Genomic DNA, 25,939 nt, shown 5'->3' with positions numbered 1-25,939 from the left:
TATGACAACCAAAAAAGTCGTTACTGTCACGCTAAATCCGGCCTTGGATCTCACCGGTAGTATGGGAACGCTAAATGTAGGTAATGTGAGCCTCGTGAATCAAGGCTCATTACACGCTGCTGGTAAAGGCGTGAATGTTGCGAAAGTGCTTTCTGACTTGGGTGCGGAGGTTACCGTCACGGGATTTCTGGGTCGTGATAATCAGGAGATGTTCTGTCAATTATTTGAAGAGATCGGTGCTACCGACAAATTTGTGCGAGTAGATGGTGCAACGCGCATCAACGTAAAATTAGTCGAGCAATCTGGAGAAGTGAGTGATATCAACTTTCCGGGTGTTGAGGTCAGCGAAGATGACATCGAGCAATTTGAGCAGACGCTTTTTGAGTTGGCGAAGAACCACGATTATTTTGTTATCGCGGGTAGCTTGCCTAAAGGTGTATCACCCGATTTATGCGCCAGCTGGATACAACATCTGCATGACGTTGGTAAGAAAGTGCTGTTTGACAGCAGTCGTGAAGCACTTACCGCTGGTATCAATTCAAATCCATGGCTTATTAAACCTAACGACGAAGAGTTGTCCGAGTTTGTTGGTCGCTCTCTGGATACACCAGTTGAGTGTCAACAAGCTGCGCAAGAGCTTGCCGACAAAGGTATCGACAACATCGTTGTCTCTATGGGGTCCAAAGGGGTGTTGTGGCTTAACCAAAATGAATGGTTACGCTCTCAGCCACCAAAAATGACGGTAGTGAGTACGGTTGGTGCCGGCGATACATTGGTTTCCGGTCTTTGTTGGGGCCATATGCAAAACATGCAGAAACCAGAGTTATTGAAATTCTCTACCGCCCTCTCTGCATTAGCCGTCGCGCAAGTAGGTGTTGGTGTTCCAAGCCTAGAGGTGCTCGAATCCTTACAGAAAAAGATACAAATTACCCAGTTGAGCTAAAACAATAAACCATTATTAGTCAATGAATTAACAAGGTCGATTATTATGAATATAGCTATTATTACAGCTTGTCCAAGTGGTGTTGCAAATAGCATCATTGCAGCAGGGCTACTTGAAAAAGCAGCGAAATCACTCGATTGGATTGCAAAAATTGAATGCCAATCTACCGTCGTGCAGGGAGAGACGCTTACTGCCAATGATATTGCGCAATCTGACGTTGTGATTATCGCCGCTAACACGCCAATTGATACTACACGCTTCATCGGAAAAAAAGTGTATCAAGCGGAGATCTCTAAAATCACTGAAGATACAAAAGCATGGTTAGAAAAAGCCGTTTTAGAGGCGACTGAATTAACCTCTACCGACGCAACGACACTTTCAGTACCCGTATCAAGCCCTAGTACTCCTAAGAAAATTGTCGCCGTTACTGCATGTCCAACAGGTGTTGCACATACTTTCATGGCAGCTGAAGCTTTAGAAAATGAAGGAAAGCGCCTTGGCCATCAAATTAAGGTAGAAACTCGCGGTAGCGTAGGGGCCAAAAACCAGCTTACTGAACAGGAAATCGAAGAGGCTGATTTGGTTATTATCGCAGCAGATATCGATGTACCTTTAGACCGCTTTAACGGTAAGAAACTCTATAAAACGAAAACAGGACCAGCCCTTAAAAAAACCAAGCAAGAAGTGGAAAAAGCGTTCGCTGAAGCAACGGTTTATACCCAATCTAATGGCACTGTCATCGCGAAAGAAGAAGAAAGCAAAGGCATATACCAACACCTGATGACCGGGGTCTCACATATGCTACCCGTCGTTGTGGCTGGTGGTTTGATTATCGCACTTTCATTTGTGTTTGGTATAGAAGCGTTTAAAGAAGAAGGTACTCTTGCTGCGGCACTGATGACAATAGGAGGCGGCTCCGCATTCGCACTTATGATTCCTGTGCTTGCAGGTTACATCGCTTTCTCTATCGCGGATCGTCCAGGCCTTGCACCCGGTCTTGTTGGCGGTATGTTAGCCAGCTCAATTGGTGCGGGTTTCTTAGGTGGTATCTTAGCGGGCTTTATCGCAGGTTACTCAGCTAAGTTTATCGCTGATAAACTGCAGCTTCCTCGATCAATGGATGCGTTAAAACCAATTCTTATTATTCCACTTGTCGCGACCTTATTCACTGGTCTGATAATGATCTATGTGGTTGGTGGCCCGGTTGCTACCGTCATGGCAGCGATGACTGAATTTCTTAACAACATGGGCAATGCCAATGCCATCATGCTAGGTATCGTTCTCGGTTGTATGATGTGTTTCGACCTTGGTGGTCCAGTCAACAAAGCCGCCTACACTTTTGGCGTTGGTTTATTGGCTTCAGAAACCTATGCACCTATGGCTGCTGTCATGGCTGCTGGTATGGTTCCTGCACTCGGTATGGGTTTAGCAACCTTCCTTGCTAAGAAGAAATTCAATCAGAGTGAGCGCGAAGCTGGTAAAGCGTCATTTGTATTGGGTTTATGCTTTATTTCTGAAGGTGCTATTCCGTTTGCCGCCCGTGATCCTATGCGCGTTATCCCTTGTACAATGGCTGGTGGAGCGGTTGCGGGTGCACTTTCAATGCTTGCTGGTTGCGAGTTAATGGCACCACACGGCGGTCTCTTCGTGCTGTTTATTCCAAATGCTATCTCTTCTGTACTCATGTACATTATCGCCATAACAGCAGGTACGGCAGTCACTGGGTTTGGTTATGCGTTTTTGAAAAGCCGCGCTGAACAAACAGAGCAAGCTGTTGCTTAATTGCATTATTTAACCTGCATTCAGGTTATCAGATCAACAGAGCCTTTTTAATGAGGCTCTGTTTCTTTTTGATAGAATAAATAATAAAAATAGTCTGTAAAAAATTGTATCTTGCATCAAGAATTGCAGTATCCTTGCCCGCCTAAGCATTTGGAATATCAATACATTAAGAGCAGTTTCTATGGGCGAGCTGAAAAAAGAAATTACGTTATGGTCTGGTGTCGGCCAATTATCTACCACCCTGTTGGGTACTGGCCTCTTTATGATACCCGCTATCGCAGCAGGTATCGCGGGTGAAGCATCACTATGGGCATGGCTGATTCTATTTGTCGCCATCATCCCTATCGCCCTGACCTTCGCAGCCCTTGGAAAGCGTTTTCCAAGTTCTGGTGGCACCGCTTATTTTGTCCGCAAAGCCTTTGGTCCACGAATGGAGCGTAGCGTTGGGTGGTTATTTTTAAGTGTTACGCCTGTTGGTATTCCCGCGGGTATTGCCTTAGCCGGTAGTTTTGGAAAACCGTTACTCCCTGCCCCTTTTGATCACACCCTCATCGCTGAACTTATCACCATCGGCTTATTGATTGCAGTAAACCTGATTGGTAGTAAATCGTCAGCCCGGATTCAAACGATTGTTGCTTTGGCTATCTGTGCACTTGTCTCTCTGTTCTGGCTCTATGGTGGTGTCAGTACCGCAGATATAAAAATGCCGGTTCTAACCGCCGATTCAATTTTTCCGATTGCATCTGCACTAGGCGTGATGTTCTGGTGTTTTGTCGGTATTGAAGCATTTGCGCATATGGGAGAGGAATTTAAAAATCCCGAAACTGATTTTCCTATCGCGATTATCTTGGGATCTCTCTTTGCTGGCGTGATCTATTGGAGTTGCTCTGTTGTCATTCTGAAGTTCCACGCTTACGGTACAGAAGCGCTTTCTTCTGGATCTATCCCTTGGATAAGTGAACAAATCTTTGGTAGCAAAGGGGCGACGCTTATTAGCCTTGTCGGATATTTTGCCTGCTTCGCTAGCCTTAATTTGTATGTGCAAAGCTTATCTAGAATGGCATACGCCATTGCTAAAAATAGCCACCCTCAGACCAAAATGGCGGTCATCTCTAAACGTGGCGTACCTACCATTGCTACTCTTACTATCACCGGAATTTTGGTTATCTGTTCATTCGTTGGAGAAGTTTTGAGTGTCGATCTAGAAGCTCTGGTTAAATTAGCCAACGGCGTATTTGTCCTGGTTTATTTACTTGCCATGTTATCGGCGTACAAACTTCTCACTGGCATGAACAAAATGCTCTCTCTCATTGCCCTAGTAATCACTATTCTCGTATTTGCATGTCTTGGTTGGGCTTCTTTCTATGCTATAGCTGTCTTTGCTTTGGTTCATTTTGCAAGAAAAGACATGCAATTTTCAAATTACAGCCGGTAGATAAAAATAACACGACGGATCTAAAACGTTTTTACCTTCGACAACCAGTAATCATTACCTGTATTTAGATCATTGATCTGATATGAGCGTTGCTGCTTATTTTAGTCTCATAAACGTCCTGCAATAATGTACGTATACCCCAAAAAGTGTGAACTCCTTATCTTCATTAAGAAAGCGTTTTTAAATCGAGCTTTTGGCTAAAGATTGTCGGTATTAGGCCGCTATACTTAGTAGGTGTTAGTTAGGCTTTATATAAAAAAATAATAATTATATTTACTTGAGCGTACGGAATGGTTTCCTATTCTGTGTATAGGCTTATTGACGAAAGTCCAAAATACCTTTTGTTAAGGGATTTAATATGAAATTTAGTCACAAAATTGTTGCTGCTTCAACATTATTGATGCTTGTAACCGTTGCTATAGTTACTACGAAGCAAGTTTTTACCACCCAAAACCTCCTTACTGATACCATCATGCATGGGTTAAACAATGCAATGGACAGTGTAAAAAGTAATGTCGCTGATAAGATCTCCGGACAAAAAGCACTCGCTATTTATACGACAGAAATGGCTAACGATGATCTAAGCCCTGACGCCATTAAGAAAGCAATTAATAAACCCAGTCTCAAAAAACCGTTCATACTTGTTGGTGCTGGTTTAGAAACAAACGGTAAAGCGATCAGTGGCGATGTTAACTGGGACCCCGGTGCTAGTTGGGATGCTCGCGCTCGTCCTTGGTATAAGGACGCCAAATCAAAAAATGCGCTTATCATTACTGCCCCCTATGCCGATTCTGTTACCAAAGAAATCGTAATCTCAATTGCAACACCATTGAAAAAAAGTGGGCAATTTGTTGGTGCGTTGTTCTTTGATGTGAGCCTAGCAAGTTTGGCCGAAACAATAAACCAAGTGAATCTTTTTGATGCAGGGTTTCTATTTATTGTTTCCTCAGACGGAACGATCATTGCTCATCCAGATACCGAATTGAACGGCAAACCGTTCTCTGAAATGCACGCTCAAGTTAACATTTCTGAAGAGATGCAGATTGTAAACTCAGATGGCAATGAATTAGCTTATGACTTTCGAAAGATACCCGGAATTGACTGGTATGTCGGTTCCGTAATCGACAATGGTATTGCCTTCCAACCCGTTAGTGACATGCGCACAAGTTCTATCATTGTTACCACCATCGCGCTATTAGTCAGTATCGGCTTGCTGCTTGTGTTGATAGGTAAATTAATGAAACCATTAGGTTCTCTTAATGACGCAATTCAAGATGTTGCTACTGGTGATGGTAATCTAACACAACGTTTAGCCACCACTACAGACACCGAATTTGCAGAACTCGCAAAAGGTTTCAACCAGTTTACAGAGAGCCTACAAGACAAGATAAAACAGCTCAAAGGCATAAGTCACGAGATACTAAAAGGTGCAGAAGCCAGTTCTGAAGGCGCGTCTGCTGCTGCTGCCGCGATGACAGAACAGATGCGAGAAATAGAGCAATTGGCTACGGCAATGCACGAAATGGCCACCACTTCTACCGACATGGCTGGTAATGCACAAGGTGCTGCGTCTGCGGCTCAAGAAGCCGATAACGCAACACAGGAAGGCAGCGCCATTGTTAGCCATACGACAGATTCTATTGGTGCGTTATCCGCCAGCATCGACGATGCCGTGATACAAGTGAAATCATTGGAGGATGCTACCGATAGAATTGAAACCGTACTTCAGGTTATTAACGATATCGCAGACCAAACTAACCTGCTTGCGCTCAATGCGGCTATTGAAGCCGCACGCGCAGGAGATTATGGTCGCGGATTTGCGGTTGTTGCGGATGAAGTGAGAACATTGGCACAAAGAACTCAAGAGTCCACTACTGAAATCCGTACCATGATTGAACAACTACAAGCCGGTGCAGGTGCGGTAGCTAAAGCAATGGGTACAAGTAAAGAGACCGCAGTAACAACGGTGACCCAAGCACAAGAAGCAAATAGCGCACTAGAGCGCATTAGGGACGCTATTCAACGTATTACCGATATGAATATGCAGATCGCTTCCGCAGCAGAAGAACAGAGCTTAGTGGCCGAAGAAATAAACTCTAATACTGTGAAGATCAAAGATTTATCAGACCTCGTTGCCAATGCCGCAGGTGAATCTAGTAAAGAAATGCAGATTCAAGGCGACAATGTGCGAGAGCAGAATGGTATCTTAGACAAATTTATAGTATAAGGTTACCCGCTGAAACAAAGGGTAAGTAGATATCTACTCACCCTTTTAATTGAAAAAGATCCATCCCCAGCTAGGGTTTATTAAACATTCAAAATACGACATACAACTTGTTGCTTCATCTAACATTTTCGCTTTGTCATCGTGAATGTCCTATTTATTCTAATCACTTCTTTTAAATCTTCTTCTATACTTTCCCCATTCCAGTGCTGTTTGCCTCAAATGAGTAAGACGACTTGAATAATTGTTATTAAAAACAATATAACCCTTTGATTTAAAATAGAGAAGATATGGACCATACTTTGCAAGTATCATCTTTATTTCAATGGGTTAACATTATAATAAGGGAATATATGTATAATAAAACAATAACGTCAGTTGGCTTGTTTTTTCTTTCCATTAACGCCAATGCCACCTCGCAAGTGGCGGACTCTGTCGCCCCAGAGTTAACCAGCAAAGTAACGGCTAAACAGGCTGTCGTTGCCAATGACTATATGGTCGCAGCAGCAAACCCGTTGGCCGCTCACGCGGGTTATGAGGTACTGAAAAGTGGGGGTAATGCTGCCGACGCTTTAGTCGCAATACAAACCGTATTGGGCTTAGTTGAACCACAATCTTCTGGGTTGGGCGGTGGTGCCTTTTTGGTTTACTACGATGCAAAATCTAAAAAAATCACCACGTTTGATGGCAGAGAAACGGCTCCTTTGGCTGCTCGTCCCGAACTTTTTCAAGACGAAAATGGTAAGCCTTTAAAATTTTACGACGCCGTTGTCGGCGGCCGCTCTGTTGGTACGCCCGGCACGGTAAAGTTACTCGCGACGATGCATGAAAAGTATGGACAAAAGAGTTGGTCTGAGCTATTTGTGCCAGCAACAAAAATGGCAACAGACGGATTTACCGTGTCAGAACGACTGGCCTCTTCTATTGCAAATGATAAGGAGCGCTTGAGCCGCTATCCAGACACCAAAGCTTATTTCTTCACATCAGATGGGCAACCTCTTGCACAAGGTAGCACACTAAAAAATCCAGCCTATGCGAAGACACTATCAACGCTAGCAAAAGAAGGGGAAAGTGCCTTTTATCAAGGTCAAATAGCCAAAGATATCGTAGCGAAAGTAACCAGCATTACCGATAACCCAGGCTATCTATCTCAAGCCGACTTTATTAACTACGCCGTTGTAGAACGAGAAACCACCTGTGCTCCATATCGGCAATATGACATCTGCGGCATGGGACCACCAAGTTCTGGTGCCCTCACTGTCGGCCAAATTATGGGCATCTCAAGCCATTTTGACTTAAGCGCAATGGGACCTGAAGATCCTGTTTCATGGCAGATAATAGGGGATGCTTCTCGGTTAGCCTTTGCTGACCGAGGACGTTATATGGCAGACGCAGATTTTGTACCCGTTCCTGAAGGGTTAGTGGATCCTGATTACCTTGCTAGCCGATCTTCGTTGATCAAAAAGGGCAGCGCATTAGCGACGGTTACGGCAGGAAATCCACCATGGGCGAATAAAATCGCCCTAGCCGATGATCAGTCCATTGAGTTACCAAGCACAACGCATCTAGTGATTGCGGACAAAGAGGGTAACATCGTCTCAATGACCAGTACCGTCGAAAATGGCTTTGGTTCGAGAGTGATGAGCAACGGCTTTATTCTCAACAATGAATTGACAGACTTTTCTTTTGCCACCTATAAAGATGGCTATCCCATTGCGAACCGACTCGAACCGGGGAAGCGCCCTCGTTCTTCTATGGCGCCGACGATCGTGATGAAACAAGGGCAACCTTATATGGCCGTTGGTTCTCCGGGAGGTTCTCGCATTATTGGCTACGTCGCACAAACATTGATCGCACACCTAGATTGGGGAATGGATATTCAACAAGCTATCGACATGCCGCATATGGTGAATAGATTCGGTACCTATGACCTTGAACAAGGAACATCCGCAGAAAGCTTTAAAGAACCATTAGAGAAAATGGGATTCAAAGTCAATATCCGCGACCTTAACTCCGGTCTTCATGCCATTTTATTTAAAGACGGCAAATTGATAGGGGGTGCAGACCCTCGTCGTGAAGGCGTGGCTTTAGGTGATTAACTTCGCCATTAATTGACCGTTACTTGATTAAATGCCGTGAAGTCAGGATAAGTGGCAGGGATAAAAATAGGGCCATTTTCAATAAATTGAACTGGCCCCTATAAAATACCAATCTGGAAAATAACTGATCAACAATTCGGATACTCTGGGGCCGACATCAATGGGCATTCTATTGGGCATTTTTAGATAGACTATTCCGCTTAGAATCAACGTGTTTTGTGTGTTTATACTGCGTGGTAATCGATCTTATCAAGCCATTGCTTCGCTGCAATAGCATCTTCTGTTAGGCTCAATATACATCGCAAAGAATTACTATGATTGATGCCATTTCTTTCTATCTGAAATGTATGCACTCCAACCTTTTCGATATGATTATTGACCAAATCCACCTCTTTACTAACCACTCCAGTTGTCGTTTGCTTAACCAAACTTTTTACTAATCGGATAAACTTTGCCTCCGATTCTTTTACATATTTACTATCTTCGATAGAAGTCGTAATGAGTAACGCTTTCACCTCTTCTTTTTGGCGACATATATAATAAGCGTAACCGTTCGAATTCATCATGTTATTAGGGTCAACTTTAAGCAATTCACTCAGAAAAATGCTGCCTTCTTCTACACTTATTCTACTGCGTACTGGTCTAAGACCAAATTCTGATAAATAACGTGTTGTACCTTGAATTGTCCAGCCCATGTTTAACCTCCAGTTCCTAACAAAAATGTGATCTAACCATGTAAACTGAGTTGGATATAGTGCGAAATTCACATACTGACATCTCATATATGGAAACAGATAAATTAGACTCATTGAAACTAATTATCTTACTCAAACCACCCTACTGACCAGCATTTGATTTTGGCCTGTCAGACAAGGTTAATCAATTTGAAACCAATACGTAACATAAAGCACATAAATTAGTCCGGTTAATTTCATTAACTCATTATTATTCAGGGACGATTTATGCAATTCAAAAACCGATTCATATTGGCTTTATCAATGACACTGTTGGCTGCATGTACTTCAACAAACAGCAATAATCCGAAGAGCTCATCCAAGTTAGGTATTCAGTGCAAACCACATTCAAGAGTCGAAAATACCGAGATGGCGATTAAAGGTTTAACTTTAGTTGGAACCCATATTTCCAACGCTCGCTTTGACAAATCAGCCGCAGAAATAGTGAGCTACGATAACTGTACTGATTCCCTATATGTGGTTAATGCACAAGCTGCACAAGTGGATGTCTTATCGCTCAACCAAGATGCGAAGCCTATAAATAATGGTGTGATTGATTTACAAAGTGCAGCACTCCATTCAGGTTTAAACATCGGCGCAGCTAACAGCGTAACGACACACGGCGGTTTAGTGGCCATCGCCGTCGAGAATAAAACCAAGCAGCAGAACGGTATCATTGCCCTATATCGGTCTGACACTTTAGAACTAATCAACACCTACACCGCGGGTGCATTACCCGATATGGTGAGCTTTTCAAAAGACGGTCGTTATCTAGCTTCCGCTAATGAAGGTGAACCAAACTCTGATTACAGCGTTGATCCAGAAGGCAGCGTCACACTTGTCGATTTAAGTGATGGGCCAATGAATGCCAATGTTACTCAAATTAATTTCCGAGCATTTAATTCAGAAAACTCACGTTTTAACGAAGTGTCGGAAACGGTTCGAATTTCAGCACCAAATGCCTCTGTTGCTCAAGACTTAGAACCCGAATTCTTAACGTTTGCCGACAACGGTAAGTTATATGTCGCGCTTCAAGAGAACAATGCGATCGCGGTAATTGATGTAGCAAACGCGGAGATCGACGAAATTTTTGGCCTTGGCGGGAAATCATGGTCCAACGCTCAATTGGATGCCTCTAATAAAGATAAGAAGGCGGGAAACTTCAAAAGCTATCCGATGTTAGAAGGGCTATACATGCCTGATAGCATCACCAGTTACACTATCAACGGCAAAACCTATATTTTAACTGCTAATGAAGGTGACGGTCGAGAGTATGGATTTGATACCACCCAAAAAAACTGCGATATAAAAAGCTATCAATGGGATGAAGATGATTTTTCAAACACGGATAAATACGATTCGGCAGAAGGATTTTGCATTGCTTATGTAGACGAGGTCCGGGGCAAGAACTTAAACATCGACGAAAACCATCCCCTTTCTGTGGCACTTAAAGACAAGACGCAACTGGGGCGTTTAAAGATCCTCAACGACAAGAATATCTCGCAAGGCAAAGCTATTTCCTTTGATGAAACAGTATATACGTACGGTGCTAGGTCGTTCTCTATTTTTAGTGAATCGGGTCGTCTTGTATACGACAGCGGTGATGAATTTGCTCGCATCGCACTGCGTGAAAATGGCGAATATTTTAATAGCACAAACGATAGTAACCAAAGTGGTGACGATCGTAGTGACGATAAAGGCTCAGAACCAGAAGCGATCGAAACCGCAAATATAAACAATCGCCAGTATGCCTTTATAGGTTTAGAACGTCAGGGGGGCATTATGATTTACGACGTAAGTAACCCAGAGAAGCCAACGTTTAATCACTATGTCAATAATCGACATTACAGTGAAGGAGTATGTACAACAATAGATGACGGCAATTGTGACAACGGAAAATACAATGTGAAAGCAGGGGACTTGGGACCAGAATCGATTAAATATTTCCAACGAAATGGACAACATTACTTGGCCGTTGGTAATGAAGTGAGTGGCACAACCTCTGTTTATAGAATGGAGTTTTAGCGATTTCTAACGGCCTACCCCATCTTCTAATAAAAGCCTTTTTACTAGGGCTTTTTTGCTTTCGTCATTCCGACAAAATGATAAGCTAGAGTCTAACTTTTATAGCCGCTGGCCTTAACCAAAATGAACAGACACTCTATTTTTGCCTTATTTCTTTGCACGACTCTATTTGCATGCTCCGTTACTCAGAAAGAGCAAATAAAAAGAGATGCGAATGAAGTAGGTAAAGCAACCAAAGAAGCCACAACGGCTATTGGCCATGCTACGCGGGACGCAACGCGTGAAACGGGTCATTTTTTCCGAGATCTATCCAAAGGAATTACCGAATAAGATGTGACTTAGCGTTCAATTTCAACAGCATTAAACAGAGTATTCTATCAATAGACATTTCATACTAACTATGTGATTTTGATATCATATCTATATGTGATCTTCAGAGAAAATACGGATTCATTCGAATATCGACCGTATTTTTGACCTTTTTGTGTTAAAGGTTTTATTTTTTAGTTGAAGGACACCATTTATGAAATTGAAAACCATCGCTTTAGCCACAATTACCGCATTGGCAGGCTCTAACTACGTTATGGCCGCACCAGATTTTGCACAAGCTCAAGCAGAAACGATTAGACCCAAAAACGTCATTATTTTTATTGGTGATGGGATGGGTTTAGGACAAATTGAAATCGCTCGTCATATGGAATATGGCAAAGACGGTTCTCATTTCATTGAATCATTACCCAATGTTGCTTTAGTTAAAACGTATTCAGCAAATAATCAAGTCACCGATTCCGCCGCCGCTGGTACTGCCATTGCAACAAGCGTGAAAACAAACAACAGCGCTATTGGTGTTGATCCTCAGGGCGTTGAAGTTGATAGCGTTCTCGATGACTTCAAAAAAGCAGGTCGAAAGGTTGGGGTCATATCAACCAATACGGTGACGGATGCGACACCAGCGGCATTTACAGCAAGTGTTGCTGACCGTTATCAAGGCCAACCGGCTGCGGCACGTCAAATGCTAGAGCATGAGTATGACGTTTTATTAGGTGGCGGTTCAAAGTATTTTGGTCCTAAAAAACAAGATGGTGTCGATTTATTGCCAAAATTTGAAGAAACGGGCTATACCATCGTAAAAGATAAAGACCAGCTCGCGGCTATTAAAGGCGCGGACAAACTTTTAGGTCTATTCAATCCAACCTATATGAATTATAAATTGGATCGTGATGACTTAAATAGTAACGAACCAAGCTTAGAATTGATGACCGAAAAAGCGATAGATGTCCTTAAAAAAGATAAAGATGGATTCTTCCTTATGGTTGAAGGTGCTCGAATTGATCACGCCGCACATGCCGCCGATATTACCGGTGTCTGGCAAGAATTTATGGAGTTTGACCGCACTATCGAACAAACCGTAAATTGGGCTAAAGATCGCAATGACACACTAATTGTTGTATTAGCCGACCATGAAACCATGGGCTTATCTGTTACCGAACCAATGGACATTGCAGGTTTAAAAAACATCACTGTTTCACCTGAATTTATGGCAGGAAAACTCGTTAAAGCGGCCGATGGAAAAAGTTTTGAACCCGATTCAATTAAAGCCGTATTCAAAGAATATGCAGGCTTTGAAGTGACCGATGAACAAGTTGCTGAATTAAATTCTCACGTAATGGGTAAGAAAGGGAAGTTGAAATATCAATACAAACTCGGTTGGGAAATTGGGTCAATGGTCGCAGCTCACTACCAAGCCGGTGCTATCGATCGTGCTGTCAGAGAAGCCTCTAGCACTGGTGGTCACTCAGCGAACATGATTCCATTGTTCGCGACAGGTCCTGGTTCTCAGTACTTCGAAGGTGTATTAAACAATACAGATGTACCTAAGTTAATTCGTAGCCTTACTCAGAAATAATTTGTAAGAAACGACTTGTTTGTAAGAAAGCAAAAGCCTCAACAGGATAGTTTTCCAATTGAGGCTTTTTTCGGTCAATTAGCCGCTACTTACTAAGATATTCCGCGTGAAAACGTAAATGGTTTTCAATAAAGCTCGCGATAAAATAATAGCTATGATCATAGCCTTCACGGTAATTAACTTTTAACGGGTACCCTTTTTCCGTAGCAACAGAGTCTAAATATTCCGTCTTCAATTGTTCATTTAGAAACTCATCCGCTACACCTTGGTCAACCAAAGCAGGTACAAAGTCGACTGCCTCGCCAAGTAAAATACTCGCATCATACTCACGCCATTCCTTTGTATCTCGCCCAAGATAGGCAGAAAAAGCCTTTTTACCCCATGGCGTTATTGACGGATGACAGATGGGACTAAACGCCGATACGGATTGGTAGGCACCCGCGTTCCGCAGTGCAATAACAAGTGCACCGTGGCCGCCCATCGAGTGCCCTGCGATCGAACGCTTATTTGTCACTGGAAACGTCGATTCGATCAACTGTGGCAGCTCTTCAAGCACATAGTCATACATATGATAATGTCTACTCCACGGTTCTTGGGTAGCATTAAGATAGAAACCCGCACCTTTACCAAGATCGTAGCTATCTACATCAGCCACATCACCACCACGCGGGCTTGTATCTGGCGCAACGATCGCGATCCCAAGCTCAGACGCCAGAGATTGTACTCCCGATTTCTGCATAAAATTTTCATCGGTACAGGTCAATCCCGACAGCCAATACAGAACCGGAACTTTCTCACCATTTGACGCCTGTGGTGGCAAATAGATAGCAAATTGCATCTGACAATTTAGTACTTTGGAATGGTGGCTATAGCGTTTATGCCAGCCACCAAAACTCTTATTCACGCTGATATTTTCAATCGTCACGCTTCTAACTCCTGAGCTCGCTTTGATTTATGACTAAAAGTGAATAACAGTACGTATGCTCTTGCCTTCGTGCATGAGGTCAAACGCTTCATTCACCTTATCTAGGCTCATCGTATGAGTAATAAAGTCATTAAGCTTAAACTCGCCTGCCATATAGCGTTCTACATAATCGGGTAGTTCCGTGCGGCCTTTAACACCACCAAAAGCGGACCCTCTCCATACGCGACCTGTTACGAGTTGGAATGGACGAGTAGAGATCTCTTGTCCTGCCCCTGCGACACCAATAACGACAGACTCTCCCCATCCTTTATGGCAGCACTCGAGCGCAGAGCGCATTACGTTGACGTTACCAATACATTCAAACGAGTAGTCGACACCACCATCGGTTAGCTCCACGATGACATCCTGAATGGGTTGATCATGGTCTTTCGGATTGATGCAATCAGTTGCCCCTAATTTACGCGCAAGTTCAAACTTACTTTCGTTAATATCGATAACAATGATTCGTGAAGCTTTAGCCATCGTTGCACCGATTACCGCTGACAATCCAATACCACCCATGCCAAAAATAGCGACGGTTGCACCCTCTTCAACTTTCGCCGTATTCATTACTGCACCCATCCCAGTTGTCACACCACAACCAAGTAAACAAACCTCTTCAAGGGGCGCTTCTGGATTTACTTTCGCAAGAGAAATCTCCGGTAAAACGGTATATTCAGAGAACGTTGAGGTTCCCATATAGTGGAAAATCTTAACGCCGTCTTTTGAAAAACGTGTCGTGCCATCCGGCATAAGACCTTTACCCTGAGTTTCACGAATTTTTTGGCAAAGGTTTGTCTTACCGGATTTACAGAATTTGCATTCACCACATTCTGGTGTGTATAGTGGAATGACATGGTCACCAATTTGAACGCTAGTAACGCCTTCGCCAATTGATTCAACGATACCGCCGCCTTCATGGCCTAAAATACACGGAAAAATACCCTCTGGATCTTCACCTGAAAGGGTAAAAGCATCGGTATGACATACACCAGTCGCTATCATCTTTATTCGAACTTCACCTTTTTGAGGTGGCATAACATCGACTATTTCCATCGATAAAGGTTCGCCCACAGCCCATGCAACGGCGGCTTTGGATTTTATTGTTTGTGCTGTCATATTGATGTCCTTAATTTGATCGCTGAAAGCGTCTGGTATTGTTGCGTTCTTTAGAAGTATAGATACATTATAGTCTTCATTTTTTAGAGTGATAATCCCATTACTATGAAAATCACTTTTACTGTATAGTAATAATAGGCGTAGCAAACACCAATCCGTCAAATTGCCAATCATAATAAAATTGTTGTTTATCAGTTCATTACTATATTTCACCTATTTTCACATCATCTTTTCTTGATTTCAGTTATGCTAAGCTCGACCATCGTCGCTAATGATCGCCAAAATAATTACTGAGAGGTAACAATGTTCAACTGGGAAGGGGTAAGCGAATTTGTCGCCGTAACAGAGGCGGAAAGCTTCACCAAAGCAGCAAAGCGCCTTGGTATATCAACGGCCCAAGTTAGCAGACAAGTAAGTGCGCTAGAAACTAGATTGGCAACCAAACTCTTCCACCGTACAACGCGTAAAGTGTCGGTAACCGAAGTTGGATTGATCTATTATCAACACTGTCGGCAGGTGCTTGATGGATTAGAAGAAGCTGAGCGCGCCATCACCCATTTACAGAGTGCACCCAGAGGTTTGTTAAAAATTACCGCACCTATCACCTACGGTGAAAAAACAATCGCGCCTTTGATTAATGATTTCATGAGCAAATATCCAGAACTAAAGGTAAACATAAACCTCACTAATCAGAAACTTGATTTAGTCGATGAGGGGTTTGATCTGGCGATTCGATTGGGCCCACTAGAGGATTCAAGCATGATGGCTAAAAGACTCGGGGCGCGAACCCAATATGTCTGCGCGTCCACAGGTTACCTGTCTACCTTTGGTATTCCTCACTCTTTATCAGAATTGGATCAACATAACTGCTTGGTAGGAACGTTAGATTACTGGCGATTTCAAGACGCTGGAAAACCCAAAAATATCAAGATTAAAGGGAATTTAGTTTGTAATAGCGGTCACGCGCTCGTTGATGCTGCCATCAAAGGGTTAGGTATCATACAACTGCCCGATTACTATGTTTTACCTCATATAAAAGAGGGAAGACTGACACAGATATTAGAACAAAATCGCTCCCCTGACGAAGCCATTTCAGCGCTCTACCCTAATAATCGACATCTATCTCCAAAGATAAGAGTATTGCTAGATTACTTGGAGAAAGCACTAGAATAAAGTGATGTGAATGCTAATTATTGATGACATTAATCGCTCTCTATTGGCAGACAATCTTAAGTGGGGCCTGAATTCAATTTCAACACAATGGCCCTATTCCATCTTACTAGGGTCAAATGGTGGTTCAGGTTTAGAGACATCGATAACTTTAGTTCCTGCAATCCAATCATGTACGCACCTCTTATCTTTTCGAAAAATCAATAAGCCGTCAATCAAGCTAGAGTACTGACCAATAAAAGGGATCCATGCAATTAAACTTATTGGAACTATTCTTTTGAGGATAATACTATGTAATCCAATAAGCTGTTCGTCCTTGTTACTGACAATGGCTATATCGCAGATATACTTCCCTATTGTTTGCCCCCTAGAGTGAAGGAGGTATCCGTTCAGAAGCAACCATATTCCATACAGATAGAGATAACTGGTATAAGGCCCCATAACGTCAATAGCCTCATCTGAGTTCCAGTCATTGAAATACAAAAATAGCATGACCACGACTAATGCAACAAGACCATCAATCAATATTGCGCCTAATCTATCCCGTCTAGATGCAAGCTTATTCTCATTCACATTGACCTCAGTTACTGATGTTTCACTCATGGTTGGTACTCGATATATTGTTTTTAATATTTGGCTATATCAAATAGATACCATATACAAAATTGTTAATAAAAACTGACGGTGTTCTTTATATAACGACTTTTTTAAACGCGATAAAACGAAAAAGAGGCCCCAAAAGGCCCCTTAATAATTTACTAAATCTGCTATTCCCAGTCGAGAATAACTTTCCCAGAAAGCCCGCTACGCATGGTGTCGAAGCCTTTTTGGAAGTCATCAATCTTGTAGTGATGCGTGATAATTGGGGTAAGATCTAAGCCTGATTGAATGAGAGACGCCATTTTGTACCAGGTTTCAAACATCTCACGGCCATAGATACCTTTTATAACCATCCCCTTGAAAATAACCTGGTTCCAATCTATTCCCATATCTTTCGGTGGAATTCCAAGTAGTGCAATTCGCCCACCGTGGTTCATTGCATGCAACATGCTATTGAATGCAGAAGGGTTACCCGACATCTCTAAGCCAACATCAAATCCTTCCGTCATTCCTAACTCAGTCATCACCTCTTCAAGGTTTTGATTGGCGACATTGACGGCTCGAGTTACGCCCATCTTCTGCGCCAGTTCCAAGCGGTATTCATTGACATCAGTAATGACAACGTGACGAGCACCAACATGTTTGGCTACGGCAGCAGCCATAATACCAATCGGCCCAGCCCCCGTGATAAGAACATCTTCTCCGACAAGATCAAACGATAAAGCCGTATGAATAGCGTTACCAAATGGGTCAAATATCGATGCCAAATCATCCGAAATGCTATCTGGAATTTTAAATGCATTGAACGCGGGTATCACGAGGAATTCAGAGAATGCGCCCGTACGGTTTACCCCTACGCCCACCGTATTTCTGCATAGATGAGTTCGTCCACCGCGACAATTTCGGCAATGCCCACACGTAATATGTCCTTCACCAGAAACACGGTCACCGAGTGAAAAGCCACGTACCTCTTGACCAACGCCAACCACTTCACCGACGTACTCATGCCCAACAACCATAGGTACAGGGATCGTATTTTTCGACCAATCGTCCCAGTTGTAGATGTGTACATCCGTTCCACATATCGCCGTTTTCTTAATTCGTATCAATAGGTCATTATGACCCATCTTTGGCTTATCTACTTCGGTAAGCCAAATACCTTCTTCAGGTTTTAGTTTTGCCAGTGCTTTAATTTTCATACTCAAATCTCTCAAGATACGTTGGGTTATTGCCACCGACTTAGATAATCGCCATTTCTTTACCAACCAGAATGAATGCATCAATCGCTTTATCTAATTCATCACGATTATGTGCTGCAGACATCTGAGTACGGATACGTGCCTGCCCTTTTGGTACGACAGGGAATGAGAAACCAACCACATAAATGCCTTTTGCAAGGGATCGCTCAGCAAACTCAGCGGCGACCTTCGCATCACCCAACATGATTGGAATAATCGCATGGTCAGCACCTCCCATAGTAAAGCCCGCACCTTCCATACGAGTTCGGAAATGGGCCGCATTTTCCCATAAATTGTCACGCAACTCTCCGTTTTCTGCTAAAAGAGTCAGCACACGAATAGACGCTGAAACAATAGCTGGTGCAACGGAATTGGAAAACAGATATGGACGTGAACGTTGACGCAACCAATCCACGACTTCTTTTTTCCCGGAAGTATAACCACCAGAAGCACCACCCATAGCTTTACCTAATGTGCCGGTAATTATGTCAATTCGGTCAATCACATCATGATGTTCATGGGTTCCACGACCGTTTGCGCCCATAAAACCAACCGCGTGAGAATCATCAACCATAACGAGAGCATTGTATTTATCGGCTAAGTCACAAATTGCGGGAAGATTAGCGACAACGCCGTCCATAGAGAAAACCCCGTCAGTTACGATCATCTTATGGCGAGCACCCGCCTTATCGGCATCGATAAGTTGTTGCTCTAGTTCTTGCATATTGTTGTTGGCATAACGAAAACGCATCGCTTTACATAGGCGAACACCATCGATGATAGAAGCATGGTTTAGTGCGTCGGATATTATTGCGTCTTCTTTACCTAAAATGGTCTCAAAAAGGCCCGTGTTCGCATCAAAACATGAGGTGTATAGGATCGTATCTTCTTTACCTAAGAATTCAGACAGCTTCTGTTCCAGTACTTTATGTGAGTCTTGGGTACCACAGATAAAACGAACAGATGCCATACCGAAACCATGTTCATCCATGCCATCTTTTGCTGCTTGTATAAGATCCGGGTGATTCGCCAATCCAAGATAGTTGTTCGCACAAAAATTCAGTACTTCTTCTCCAGTAGAGATAGAAACAGCGGCCTTTTGAGCAGAAGTAATGATACGTTCAGACTTATACAGCCCTTCTTCTTTTACTTCTTCAATCTGTTGATTTATCTGATCATAAAATGCTGAAGACATGTTTGTATTCCTTGCTGAAAATGATGTATTTATTGTGTAAAACTATTCTAACTGATAGCGATAAAGACTATTATCCCTTTACATGGAAAAACATTAATGAATCACAGGCACAAATAACGATGATTTCTAATAAGTTGATCACACTTCTTCCCGATCTTGCTGTCTTTATTCTAGTCGAGCAGGAGAAAAGTTTTACTGCTGCAGCAAAAAAACTCAACGTAACGCCTTCTGCACTGAGTAAAACGATGACCCGCTTAGAAAAAGCGCTATCGGTAAAATTGTTTGAAAGAACCACACGTAAATTACTCATCACCGAAGCGGGTAAAAAAATCTATGAAGAATGCATCACCATGGTGAACTCCGCACAACAAGCGATTGAATTATCGACTGAAGACCATGACCGCCCTAGTGGACCCATTACCGTCGCAGCGCCTGAGGCATTTCTCAATTCTGTTTTGCAGCCTTATGTCATCCCTTTTTTGAAAAAATACCCTGATATACAATTAAAACTTCGCGCTGCAGATGGCGACATTGATATCTTTAAAAACGGTATAGATATTGTTTTTCGACTCACAGATAAACCCGACGAAAATTTAGTACTAAAAGAGATGGGTAAAACGAATCTGGTCTTGTGTGCCAGCCCTGACTATCTGAGCAACAAAGGTTACCCGACCCATCCCAATCAACTGATTGAACATGATTGCCTTTATCTCGGTGAGACTGACAACGACCATGTCTGGAGTTTTGTTAAGGACGATGAGTTACACCGGATCCCTGTTTCAGGTCGTTACGCTGTAAACCATTCACAAATGCGGCTCAATGGGGTTAAGAATAGCTTAGGTATTGGTATATTCCATGACTTTGTTATTCAAGAAGCAATACGATCTGGTGAGGTAGAGGAAGTACTCAGTGACTGGACGATAAAAGGCAATTATCATGGCATGATTGCTCTTCAGTTCGCTCAAACCAAATATATGCCCGCTCGATTTCGTGTATTCATCGATTATGCGATGGAACATTTTCTCATCGCCAACTAGGAGAACACCTATGCTTAAACGAATCCATCACACTGCCATTATATGTTCAGATTATGAGGTATCAAAACGGTTTTATATTCATGTTCTGGGTCTAGAAGTGATCGCAGAAAACTACCGTGCTCACCGAGATTCCTACAAGTTGGACCTTGCTCTACCAGATGGTGGGCAGATTGAGTTATTCTCATTTCCTAATGCCCCTAAACGCCCCAATACACCAGAAGCCCAGGGATTAAGGCATCTGGCGTTTGTGGTCGATTCCGTAGAGAACACAAAATGCGAGCTAGAGGCCAAAGGTATCGAAGTCGAATCGATTCGTATTGACGAGTATACAGGCAAAGCATTCACCTTTTTCAAAGATCCGGACGGGTTACCATTAGAGCTATATCAAGCCTAGTGGATATTAGTCCACCACCCCTTTCCAATGGTATTGATTCGCCAATCGATTAAGGGTTTTGACCTCTTTTTCTGTTTCAATCTTTAGCCATTCAATCAGTTCTTCAACGATGGGTGATTTAGTACGATAGTGACAAAAATATTGCCAAGGACTGTATTGAACAGGTGCACCCTCTGGGCATATTAAGTACCCGTACTCCAGTTCAGGTAAAACCAACAAAAGATCCGTCACTGTAACACCCTGACCAGATAAGCAGGCACTAAGTGCCATATCTAAGGTTAAGAATGTGGTATCTCGTGTCTTTGAGGAGTGAACATAGTGGGTATTTCTCAACCATGTGATCCAGTCATAGTGATCCATGGTTGGATGAAGCCTAGGCATCTGAATAATCGTCTCTATGTCGGCTTGGTCCGACACCAATTGTTGTGCACAAACTGGAGCCATAAACTCTTCTCGCAAGTACAATACATCGAGGTTATCGGTATAAAGTGAACCACGACGGGTATTGAATATCAGTAAATCGTATTCACTCGCGTTTACACTTTCATCTTCATCCATGCTAGGAATCACGACTATCTCGTAGCCGGGAAACTTCTCGTGTAGCTGCTGAACTTTAGGGATAAGCGAACGCGTGGCGTAACTCAACGCGGCCTTTATAACGATTTTTTTCTGGTCACTTTGTTTCCAAGAAGCAATTAGGGCTTCTAGAGCTAGGTAGTTCTTTTCCAACACGGAATAAAGCGCCTGTCCTTTTAATGTCAGTTCAATTGAGCGATTTCGTCTAATGATTAGAGATTCATTAAGATCATCCTCAAGCTGTTTGACCTGTCGACTGACAGCACTTTGGGTAACGTGTAGCTCCTTTGCTGCTAAGGTAAAGCTCATAAGCCTCGCTACAGATTCATAAACCTGTAGACCTTTATGAGAATAGGGAAGTTGGGGATAAGGTGACATAGTTTTTCGCATGAGTTCATGTAATGTCAGCATGGCACAAATGTTAATTGAACGCTAGCCTTGAAAGCGTTACTTTGTGCTACATAACACAGAGGCTACTATGCAAAAATTATTTTCTCTCGCTCTTCCACTCATTGTCTCCCAACTCATCTCTATGGCATTGGTATTAACCGATATCTGGATGATGTCACGCATCAGTGTGCAAGCACTTGCCGCTGGTGGATTAGGTGCGTCCGTCTATTCTTTTGTGTTTCTTATTGCTGCAAGCACCGTTGGCTGTAGCGCGAACTTAATCGCTATCGCTTATGGGCAGAGCTTGTCACGTCCTGAGTTTGGTATACAGCAAATACGAAATGCTATTAAAGGCGCGGTGATGCTAGCCGTAATATGTACTTTCCTACTTACGACAAGCTTGATTTTCGCACCAGAACTCCTGCGTAGTGCGAATCAATCAGATGAAGTCATTTTTATCGGAATGGATTATCTCAACGCCCTAAAATGGGCGATGTTACCCACTCTCTTACTATTAGTGTTACGAGGCCTAACAAGCACCTTTGGCGACGCTCGTTCTGTCATGGTGATGTCCGTTATCACCGTTTTGCTCAACGTTCCTATCAGCTACTTGCTCGGCTTTCAATTGGGATTTGGGATAGCGGGTCTCGGTGCTGGCACCTCTATTTCAGCCATTATCTCGTTACTCGGTTATGGTTACTGGGTTTTTGGACGTGACACATACTATCGTTTCGCCCCTTGGTTACGACTTGAAGAGTACTCAATCAAACTCATTACACCTTTATTGACAATGGGAGTACCTATTGCACTGGCGAGTATTTTGGAGCATGGGTTGATCTACGGTGGAACACTGATGGCAGGTATGATCAGTGTCGCATCCTTAGCTATGCACCAGATATTATTACAGTGTTTAAGTTTTACGTGGAACATCAATTTCGGCTTTTCTCAAGCGGCCGCTATTTTGGTCGGCAAAGACTTTGGCGCAGGAAATCAGGCAGGCATTAAACGAACCTCTCACCAAAGCTTTATGCTCGTAACCTTACTGAGCATAATACTGGCTGCTGCGTTTATACTCTGGCCGGAGTCTATCGCTCAACTATTTCAACTTGAAGAAGATAATCCGTCAAGTAACCGCGAATTAACCCTCCTACTGACCTCATCTATTTGGGTCGTTGCACTCTGTTTTGTGGTTGATGCTTGGCAGTTATTGGCTCTGAATTTACTCAGAGGAATGAAAATCGTGCTCTCTCCAACGATCATGACGGCAATCGGCTATTGGGCATTTGGGTTACCTGTCGCGTGGTGGTTAATGCCGAAATATGGCTTAGCCGGGATTTGGGGTGGCATTGGAGTAGGTTTGGGCGTAACGGGAATATTACTACTTATTCAATTGCTCAGTGTGCTGAATACTCGACCCCCGCACAATGCTATTAAGGATAAACTTGAAATGATAGTTTAGTTTTCTCACTTATATTCAGTGATGCTCAGTCACCGAATTTCAACAGTACATTATCGTTATTCCCCATCTAGTCCATCCACTTTTAACCTCCCTTTCCTCTATCCAGATCACCTCATAGGTGGTCTTTTAAAAGCCATTCCAAATTCAGATTTTTCCGACATAAATATCAAAGAGCGACATCCATAATACCTAAAAGAACGATTGTTAGACGCAATTTGCCGCTAGGGCCTTTACGCAAGATCCCAACTAAAAGTAGGCAATCAGGCAGTGTTGCAACATCAAAAAATAAGGTGAGAGGAGTTCAAAATGATATTTAATAAATTATGGGGCGCGCTGTTTATATTGGTTTCTTTAACCGCTTGTAACGATGGTGATAGCGGATTTCCAAAGCAAGCGGATCAACTTACCGATACTTCACATGTACTTATTTCACCGGCAAGTACGTCGTTACCCATCGGCTTATCTCAACAGCTTACTGCGGAAATCCATACGCTTGACGGCCGTGTAGTCAACGTCACTCAAGTACGTGACGTCAATTGGAGTAGCGACGATGAGTCCATCGCTACGGTAAGTAATGACGACGAAAATAAAGGTAAAATCACCGGACATTCGCAAGGAAAGGTAACCATTACCGTGTCTGGTATTGATAATGGACAGCTGATTATTGGTACTGCACAAATCGAGATTACTGATCTTATTGTCACGCAGTTGCAAGTAACCCCTTATGACGCCACGACCCCTATTGGCCTGACAAGCAGCCTCATTGCTGAAGTTACATTGTCCAACGGACAAGTGATTGACGTAACCCAAAATGATGCCATAACTTGGAATAGCGGTGATACTGCCCTCGCTACTGTCAGTAACGATGGTAGCAATAAGGGAAACGTCACGGGAGTTAGAGAAGGAACCGTAGCAATTACCGCTTCTGGCATGGCTAATGGCCAGTCATTCAACGAAACCGTCGACGTTGAGATAACCAATACCACCGTAAATCAGCTCAATGTGGATGTAGCTGAAGAAGTGTTACCCATTGGGTTAGCAGTAAATTTTAGTGCTATCGCTATATTATCTGATGACGAAATACGCAATGTAACCGATAACGACGCCATTATCTGGCGCAGCAGTGATACTTCAATTGCGAAAGTAGATAACCGTCGACCAAACAAAGGAATAGTGACTGGTATCGCTAGTGGCATCGTAACCATTACCGCGTCTGGAGAGGCAAATAATCAATTATTCACGGACAGCATTAAAATAGAAGTGACGGATCCAGTCGTAAGCACGCTACGCATTACGCAAGAAAGCGTATCTCTTGCCGCAGGGCTTACACAAAACCTTTATGCTGAGGCAACCATGTCTGACGGACAGATACTCGATGTAACGCAAAACAGTGTGCTGAGTTGGAGTAGTAGTGATGAATCAATAGCCATAATGAGCAACAACAAGATAGAAAAGGGAAAAATACGAGGTATTCTACCAGGCTTAGTCACCATAACTGCGTCCGGTAATACCAATGGCCATTTGTTCAGCGATACAATACAAGTTGAAGTAACGAATACTGCCATTACACAACTGACGGTGGCTGCACCCAACCCTTCATTACCTAAAGGGCTAAACTTATATCTTACTGCGCAAGCTGTGCTTTCTAATGGACAAAGATTAGATATTACACAAAACGATGCGCTCAGCTGGAGTAGCAGTGATGTAGCGATAGCGAGCGTAAGCAACAACCGGACAGAAAAGGGAATGGTAACAGGACTAACTTCTGGCACTGTTACTCTTACCGCGTCAGGCATTGCTAATGGGTACGCTTTCAGCGACACGATACAGATAGACATTACAGAGCCCGTATTGCAAAAGGTCGAAATCAACGCGTCAGCTATTACTATTACCGAATATTTTGGAACTCAGCTACAGGCTTTGGCTACGTATTCGGATGGTACTTCATATGATGTCACTAACGATTGTCAGTGGCATTCCGAAAGCGCGGAATTGTCTGGGCTAATAGTCGCGGATTTGTCGGTAATGACGGGGTACATTCAAGTCGCTAATTTTATCGAGGGTAAAACAGACAAAGTAAAAGTCGCTTACTTGGGTCTAGAATCGGATCCTGTATCTGTCACCATGGTTACCGCCCAAAAAAGCCTTATCATCGGTCAACCAACCGCTTACACCAATGAAATTTTAAGTGACTTGCACAATGAAATCAGGTTTCAAGGAGGTTCTACTATTGACGGTATTTATGATGCTGAAACAGGAGAGTTATTAGCCGGAGGTTATGGTGGTGGGATATCAGAAGAAGATCGAGAAGTATATTACTCCGATCAAATGGTCATAAAAGATGTCACTTATATAAGGGGGATTTCTGGCACACAATGGAGCCCAAGCAATACGCCCATACTACAAATATTAGAGTGGGATGATGGCACATACAAAAAAATAGGAAAGCTTGAAAATGGAAATTCGATCGAGACTTTCATTCCAGACTCTATTTTAGGTATTATTGTGTATACACGATCACCCCAACAACCGAGCCACGTTTCTGCTATTCAGTTTATTTATAAATAGAGAAGGCTGACTTCTTTGTCATATCAATTTAACGGTCAGTATCCACTGACCGTTAAATTGATATCTTCTTTCGCTGTTTTT

At 42.9% G+C, this 25,939-nt stretch carries 20 protein-coding genes; 13 read left to right on the top strand and 7 right to left on the bottom strand.

Translation table 11 applies throughout. The annotated features are described in order from the left end of the window. The first annotated feature begins 1 nt into the window (after position 1). From pfkB to ggt, 5 genes are all read left to right on the top strand, one after another. On the top strand, positions 2 to 943 hold the full coding sequence (gene pfkB / locus L3V77_RS22065; protein ID WP_275136971.1) for a 1-phosphofructokinase: 942 nt from the start codon (positions 2 to 4) through the stop codon (positions 941 to 943). 45 nt (positions 944 to 988) lie between these two features. Further along, on the top strand, positions 989 to 2,725 hold the full coding sequence (locus L3V77_RS22060; RefSeq protein ID WP_275136970.1) for a PTS fructose-like transporter subunit IIB: 1,737 nt from the start codon (positions 989 to 991) through the stop codon (positions 2,723 to 2,725). 181 nt (positions 2,726 to 2,906) lie between these two features. After that, complete coding sequence (yjeH, locus tag L3V77_RS22055) at positions 2,907 to 4,160, top strand: L-methionine/branched-chain amino acid transporter (RefSeq protein WP_275136969.1); 1,254 nt, start codon at positions 2,907 to 2,909, stop codon at positions 4,158 to 4,160. Positions 4,161 to 4,518: 358 nt separating this feature from the next. Further along, complete coding sequence (locus L3V77_RS22050; RefSeq protein ID WP_275136968.1) at positions 4,519 to 6,387, top strand: methyl-accepting chemotaxis protein; 1,869 nt, start codon at positions 4,519 to 4,521, stop codon at positions 6,385 to 6,387. Positions 6,388 to 6,737: 350 nt separating this feature from the next. Continuing rightward, positions 6,738 to 8,483, top strand: coding sequence for a gamma-glutamyltransferase (ggt, locus tag L3V77_RS22045; RefSeq protein ID WP_275136967.1), 1,746 nt, complete (start codon positions 6,738 to 6,740; stop codon positions 8,481 to 8,483). A gap of 224 nt (positions 8,484 to 8,707) precedes the next feature. Here the strand turns inward: ggt and L3V77_RS22040 are convergent, their stop codons facing one another. Then, the gene (locus tag L3V77_RS22040; RefSeq protein WP_275136966.1) at positions 8,708 to 9,178 is read right to left on the bottom strand and encodes a hypothetical protein; all 471 of its coding nucleotides are present in this window, start codon (positions 9,176 to 9,178) and stop codon (positions 8,708 to 8,710) included. Between the two features lie 267 nt (positions 9,179 to 9,445). On the opposite strand from L3V77_RS22040, the gene L3V77_RS22035 reads away from it, so the two are divergent. The 3 genes from L3V77_RS22035 (at position 9,446) to L3V77_RS22025 (ending at position 13,148) form a co-directional block, all read left to right on the top strand. Next, entirely contained in the window at positions 9,446 to 11,242 is a 1,797-nt protein-coding gene (locus L3V77_RS22035; protein WP_275136965.1) for a choice-of-anchor I family protein, read from the top strand. A 123-nt stretch (positions 11,243 to 11,365) separates the two neighbouring features. Further along, the gene (locus tag L3V77_RS22030) at positions 11,366 to 11,572 is read left to right on the top strand and encodes a hypothetical protein (protein ID WP_275136964.1); all 207 of its coding nucleotides are present in this window, start codon (positions 11,366 to 11,368) and stop codon (positions 11,570 to 11,572) included. A 193-nt stretch (positions 11,573 to 11,765) separates the two neighbouring features. After that, positions 11,766 to 13,148 carry an alkaline phosphatase gene (locus L3V77_RS22025; RefSeq protein ID WP_275136963.1) on the top strand — a complete coding sequence of 461 codons (1,383 nt, stop codon included), beginning with the start codon at positions 11,766 to 11,768 and terminating at the stop codon, positions 13,146 to 13,148. A gap of 85 nt (positions 13,149 to 13,233) precedes the next feature. Here L3V77_RS22025 and fghA read toward each other — a convergent pair whose 3' ends face one another. Both fghA and L3V77_RS22015 read right to left on the bottom strand, forming a co-directional pair. Next, positions 13,234 to 14,073, bottom strand: coding sequence for an S-formylglutathione hydrolase (gene fghA / locus L3V77_RS22020; RefSeq protein ID WP_275136962.1), 840 nt, complete (start codon positions 14,071 to 14,073; stop codon positions 13,234 to 13,236). Positions 14,074 to 14,106: 33 nt separating this feature from the next. After that, entirely contained in the window at positions 14,107 to 15,231 is a 1,125-nt protein-coding gene (locus L3V77_RS22015; protein WP_275136961.1) for an S-(hydroxymethyl)glutathione dehydrogenase/class III alcohol dehydrogenase, read from the bottom strand. 303 nt (positions 15,232 to 15,534) lie between these two features. Between L3V77_RS22015 and L3V77_RS22010 the strand changes: the two genes are divergently transcribed. Then, positions 15,535 to 16,404 carry a LysR substrate-binding domain-containing protein gene (locus L3V77_RS22010; protein ID WP_275136960.1) on the top strand — a complete coding sequence of 290 codons (870 nt, stop codon included), beginning with the start codon at positions 15,535 to 15,537 and terminating at the stop codon, positions 16,402 to 16,404. A gap of 93 nt (positions 16,405 to 16,497) precedes the next feature. On the opposite strand, the gene L3V77_RS22005 is transcribed toward L3V77_RS22010, so the two are convergent. From L3V77_RS22005 to L3V77_RS21995, 3 genes are all read right to left on the bottom strand, one after another. Next, positions 16,498 to 17,004: an RDD family protein gene (locus L3V77_RS22005; protein ID WP_275136959.1), complete on the bottom strand. Its 507-nt coding sequence runs from the start codon at positions 17,002 to 17,004 to the stop codon at positions 16,498 to 16,500. A gap of 164 nt (positions 17,005 to 17,168) precedes the next feature. Beyond that, the gene (gene tdh / locus L3V77_RS22000; protein ID WP_275136958.1) at positions 17,169 to 18,200 is read right to left on the bottom strand and encodes an L-threonine 3-dehydrogenase; all 1,032 of its coding nucleotides are present in this window, start codon (positions 18,198 to 18,200) and stop codon (positions 17,169 to 17,171) included. Between the two features lie 40 nt (positions 18,201 to 18,240). Then, positions 18,241 to 19,434, bottom strand: a complete 1,194-nt coding sequence (locus L3V77_RS21995; RefSeq protein WP_275136957.1) for a glycine C-acetyltransferase — start codon at positions 19,432 to 19,434, stop codon at positions 18,241 to 18,243. A gap of 119 nt (positions 19,435 to 19,553) precedes the next feature. Here L3V77_RS21995 and L3V77_RS21990 point away from each other — a divergent pair, with 119 nt between their 5' ends. Beyond that, complete coding sequence (locus L3V77_RS21990) at positions 19,554 to 20,471, top strand: LysR family transcriptional regulator (RefSeq protein ID WP_275136956.1); 918 nt, start codon at positions 19,554 to 19,556, stop codon at positions 20,469 to 20,471. Positions 20,472 to 20,481: 10 nt separating this feature from the next. Further along, positions 20,482 to 20,865, top strand: coding sequence for a VOC family protein (locus tag L3V77_RS21985; RefSeq protein ID WP_275136955.1), 384 nt, complete (start codon positions 20,482 to 20,484; stop codon positions 20,863 to 20,865). A 6-nt stretch (positions 20,866 to 20,871) separates the two neighbouring features. Here the strand turns inward: L3V77_RS21985 and L3V77_RS21980 are convergent, their stop codons facing one another. Further along, positions 20,872 to 21,819, bottom strand: coding sequence for a LysR family transcriptional regulator (locus L3V77_RS21980; protein WP_275138227.1), 948 nt, complete (start codon positions 21,817 to 21,819; stop codon positions 20,872 to 20,874). Between the two features lie 100 nt (positions 21,820 to 21,919). On the opposite strand from L3V77_RS21980, the gene L3V77_RS21975 reads away from it, so the two are divergent. Further along, positions 21,920 to 23,290 carry an MATE family efflux transporter gene (locus L3V77_RS21975; RefSeq protein ID WP_275136954.1) on the top strand — a complete coding sequence of 457 codons (1,371 nt, stop codon included), beginning with the start codon at positions 21,920 to 21,922 and terminating at the stop codon, positions 23,288 to 23,290. 306 nt (positions 23,291 to 23,596) lie between these two features. Then, positions 23,597 to 25,858 (top strand): Ig-like domain-containing protein, encoded by a 2,262-nt coding sequence (locus tag L3V77_RS21970; protein WP_275136953.1) that lies wholly within the window; start codon positions 23,597 to 23,599, stop codon positions 25,856 to 25,858. The last annotated feature ends 81 nt before the right edge of the window (positions 25,859 to 25,939 follow it).

Source organism: Vibrio sp. DW001, from assembly GCF_029016285.1.
In the GTDB taxonomy this organism is placed as follows: Bacteria; Pseudomonadota; Gammaproteobacteria; order Enterobacterales; family Vibrionaceae; genus Vibrio.
This window is presented reverse-complemented; position numbering and strand designations above follow the sequence as displayed.

Excerpts from the sequence above, each read along its gene's own strand:
- tdh (WP_275136958.1), bottom strand. The coding sequence starts at position 18,200 with ATGAAAATTAAAGCACTGGCAAAACTAAAACCTGAAGAAGGTATTTGG.
- L3V77_RS21990 (WP_275136956.1), top strand. The coding sequence starts at position 19,554 with ATGATTTCTAATAAGTTGATCACACTTCTTCCCGATCTTGCTGTCTTT.
- L3V77_RS22030 (WP_275136964.1), top strand. The coding sequence starts at position 11,366 with ATGAACAGACACTCTATTTTTGCCTTATTTCTTTGCACGACTCTATTT.
- yjeH (WP_275136969.1), top strand. The coding sequence starts at position 2,907 with ATGGGCGAGCTGAAAAAAGAAATTACGTTATGGTCTGGTGTCGGCCAA.
- L3V77_RS22050 (WP_275136968.1), top strand. The coding sequence starts at position 4,519 with ATGAAATTTAGTCACAAAATTGTTGCTGCTTCAACATTATTGATGCTT.
- L3V77_RS22015 (WP_275136961.1), bottom strand. The coding sequence starts at position 15,231 with ATGACAGCACAAACAATAAAATCCAAAGCCGCCGTTGCATGGGCTGTG.
- L3V77_RS21995 (WP_275136957.1), bottom strand. The coding sequence starts at position 19,434 with ATGTCTTCAGCATTTTATGATCAGATAAATCAACAGATTGAAGAAGTA.
- L3V77_RS22040 (WP_275136966.1), bottom strand. The coding sequence starts at position 9,178 with ATGGGCTGGACAATTCAAGGTACAACACGTTATTTATCAGAATTTGGT.
- L3V77_RS21970 (WP_275136953.1), top strand. The coding sequence starts at position 23,597 with ATGATATTTAATAAATTATGGGGCGCGCTGTTTATATTGGTTTCTTTA.
- L3V77_RS21980 (WP_275138227.1), bottom strand. The coding sequence starts at position 21,819 with ATGTCACCTTATCCCCAACTTCCCTATTCTCATAAAGGTCTACAGGTT.
- L3V77_RS22010 (WP_275136960.1), top strand. The coding sequence starts at position 15,535 with ATGTTCAACTGGGAAGGGGTAAGCGAATTTGTCGCCGTAACAGAGGCG.
- pfkB (WP_275136971.1), top strand. The coding sequence starts at position 2 with ATGACAACCAAAAAAGTCGTTACTGTCACGCTAAATCCGGCCTTGGAT.
- L3V77_RS22005 (WP_275136959.1), bottom strand. The coding sequence starts at position 17,004 with ATGAGTGAAACATCAGTAACTGAGGTCAATGTGAATGAGAATAAGCTT.
- L3V77_RS21985 (WP_275136955.1), top strand. The coding sequence starts at position 20,482 with ATGCTTAAACGAATCCATCACACTGCCATTATATGTTCAGATTATGAG.
- ggt (WP_275136967.1), top strand. The coding sequence starts at position 6,738 with ATGTATAATAAAACAATAACGTCAGTTGGCTTGTTTTTTCTTTCCATT.
- L3V77_RS22035 (WP_275136965.1), top strand. The coding sequence starts at position 9,446 with ATGCAATTCAAAAACCGATTCATATTGGCTTTATCAATGACACTGTTG.
- L3V77_RS22025 (WP_275136963.1), top strand. The coding sequence starts at position 11,766 with ATGAAATTGAAAACCATCGCTTTAGCCACAATTACCGCATTGGCAGGC.
- L3V77_RS21975 (WP_275136954.1), top strand. The coding sequence starts at position 21,920 with ATGCAAAAATTATTTTCTCTCGCTCTTCCACTCATTGTCTCCCAACTC.
- L3V77_RS22060 (WP_275136970.1), top strand. The coding sequence starts at position 989 with ATGAATATAGCTATTATTACAGCTTGTCCAAGTGGTGTTGCAAATAGC.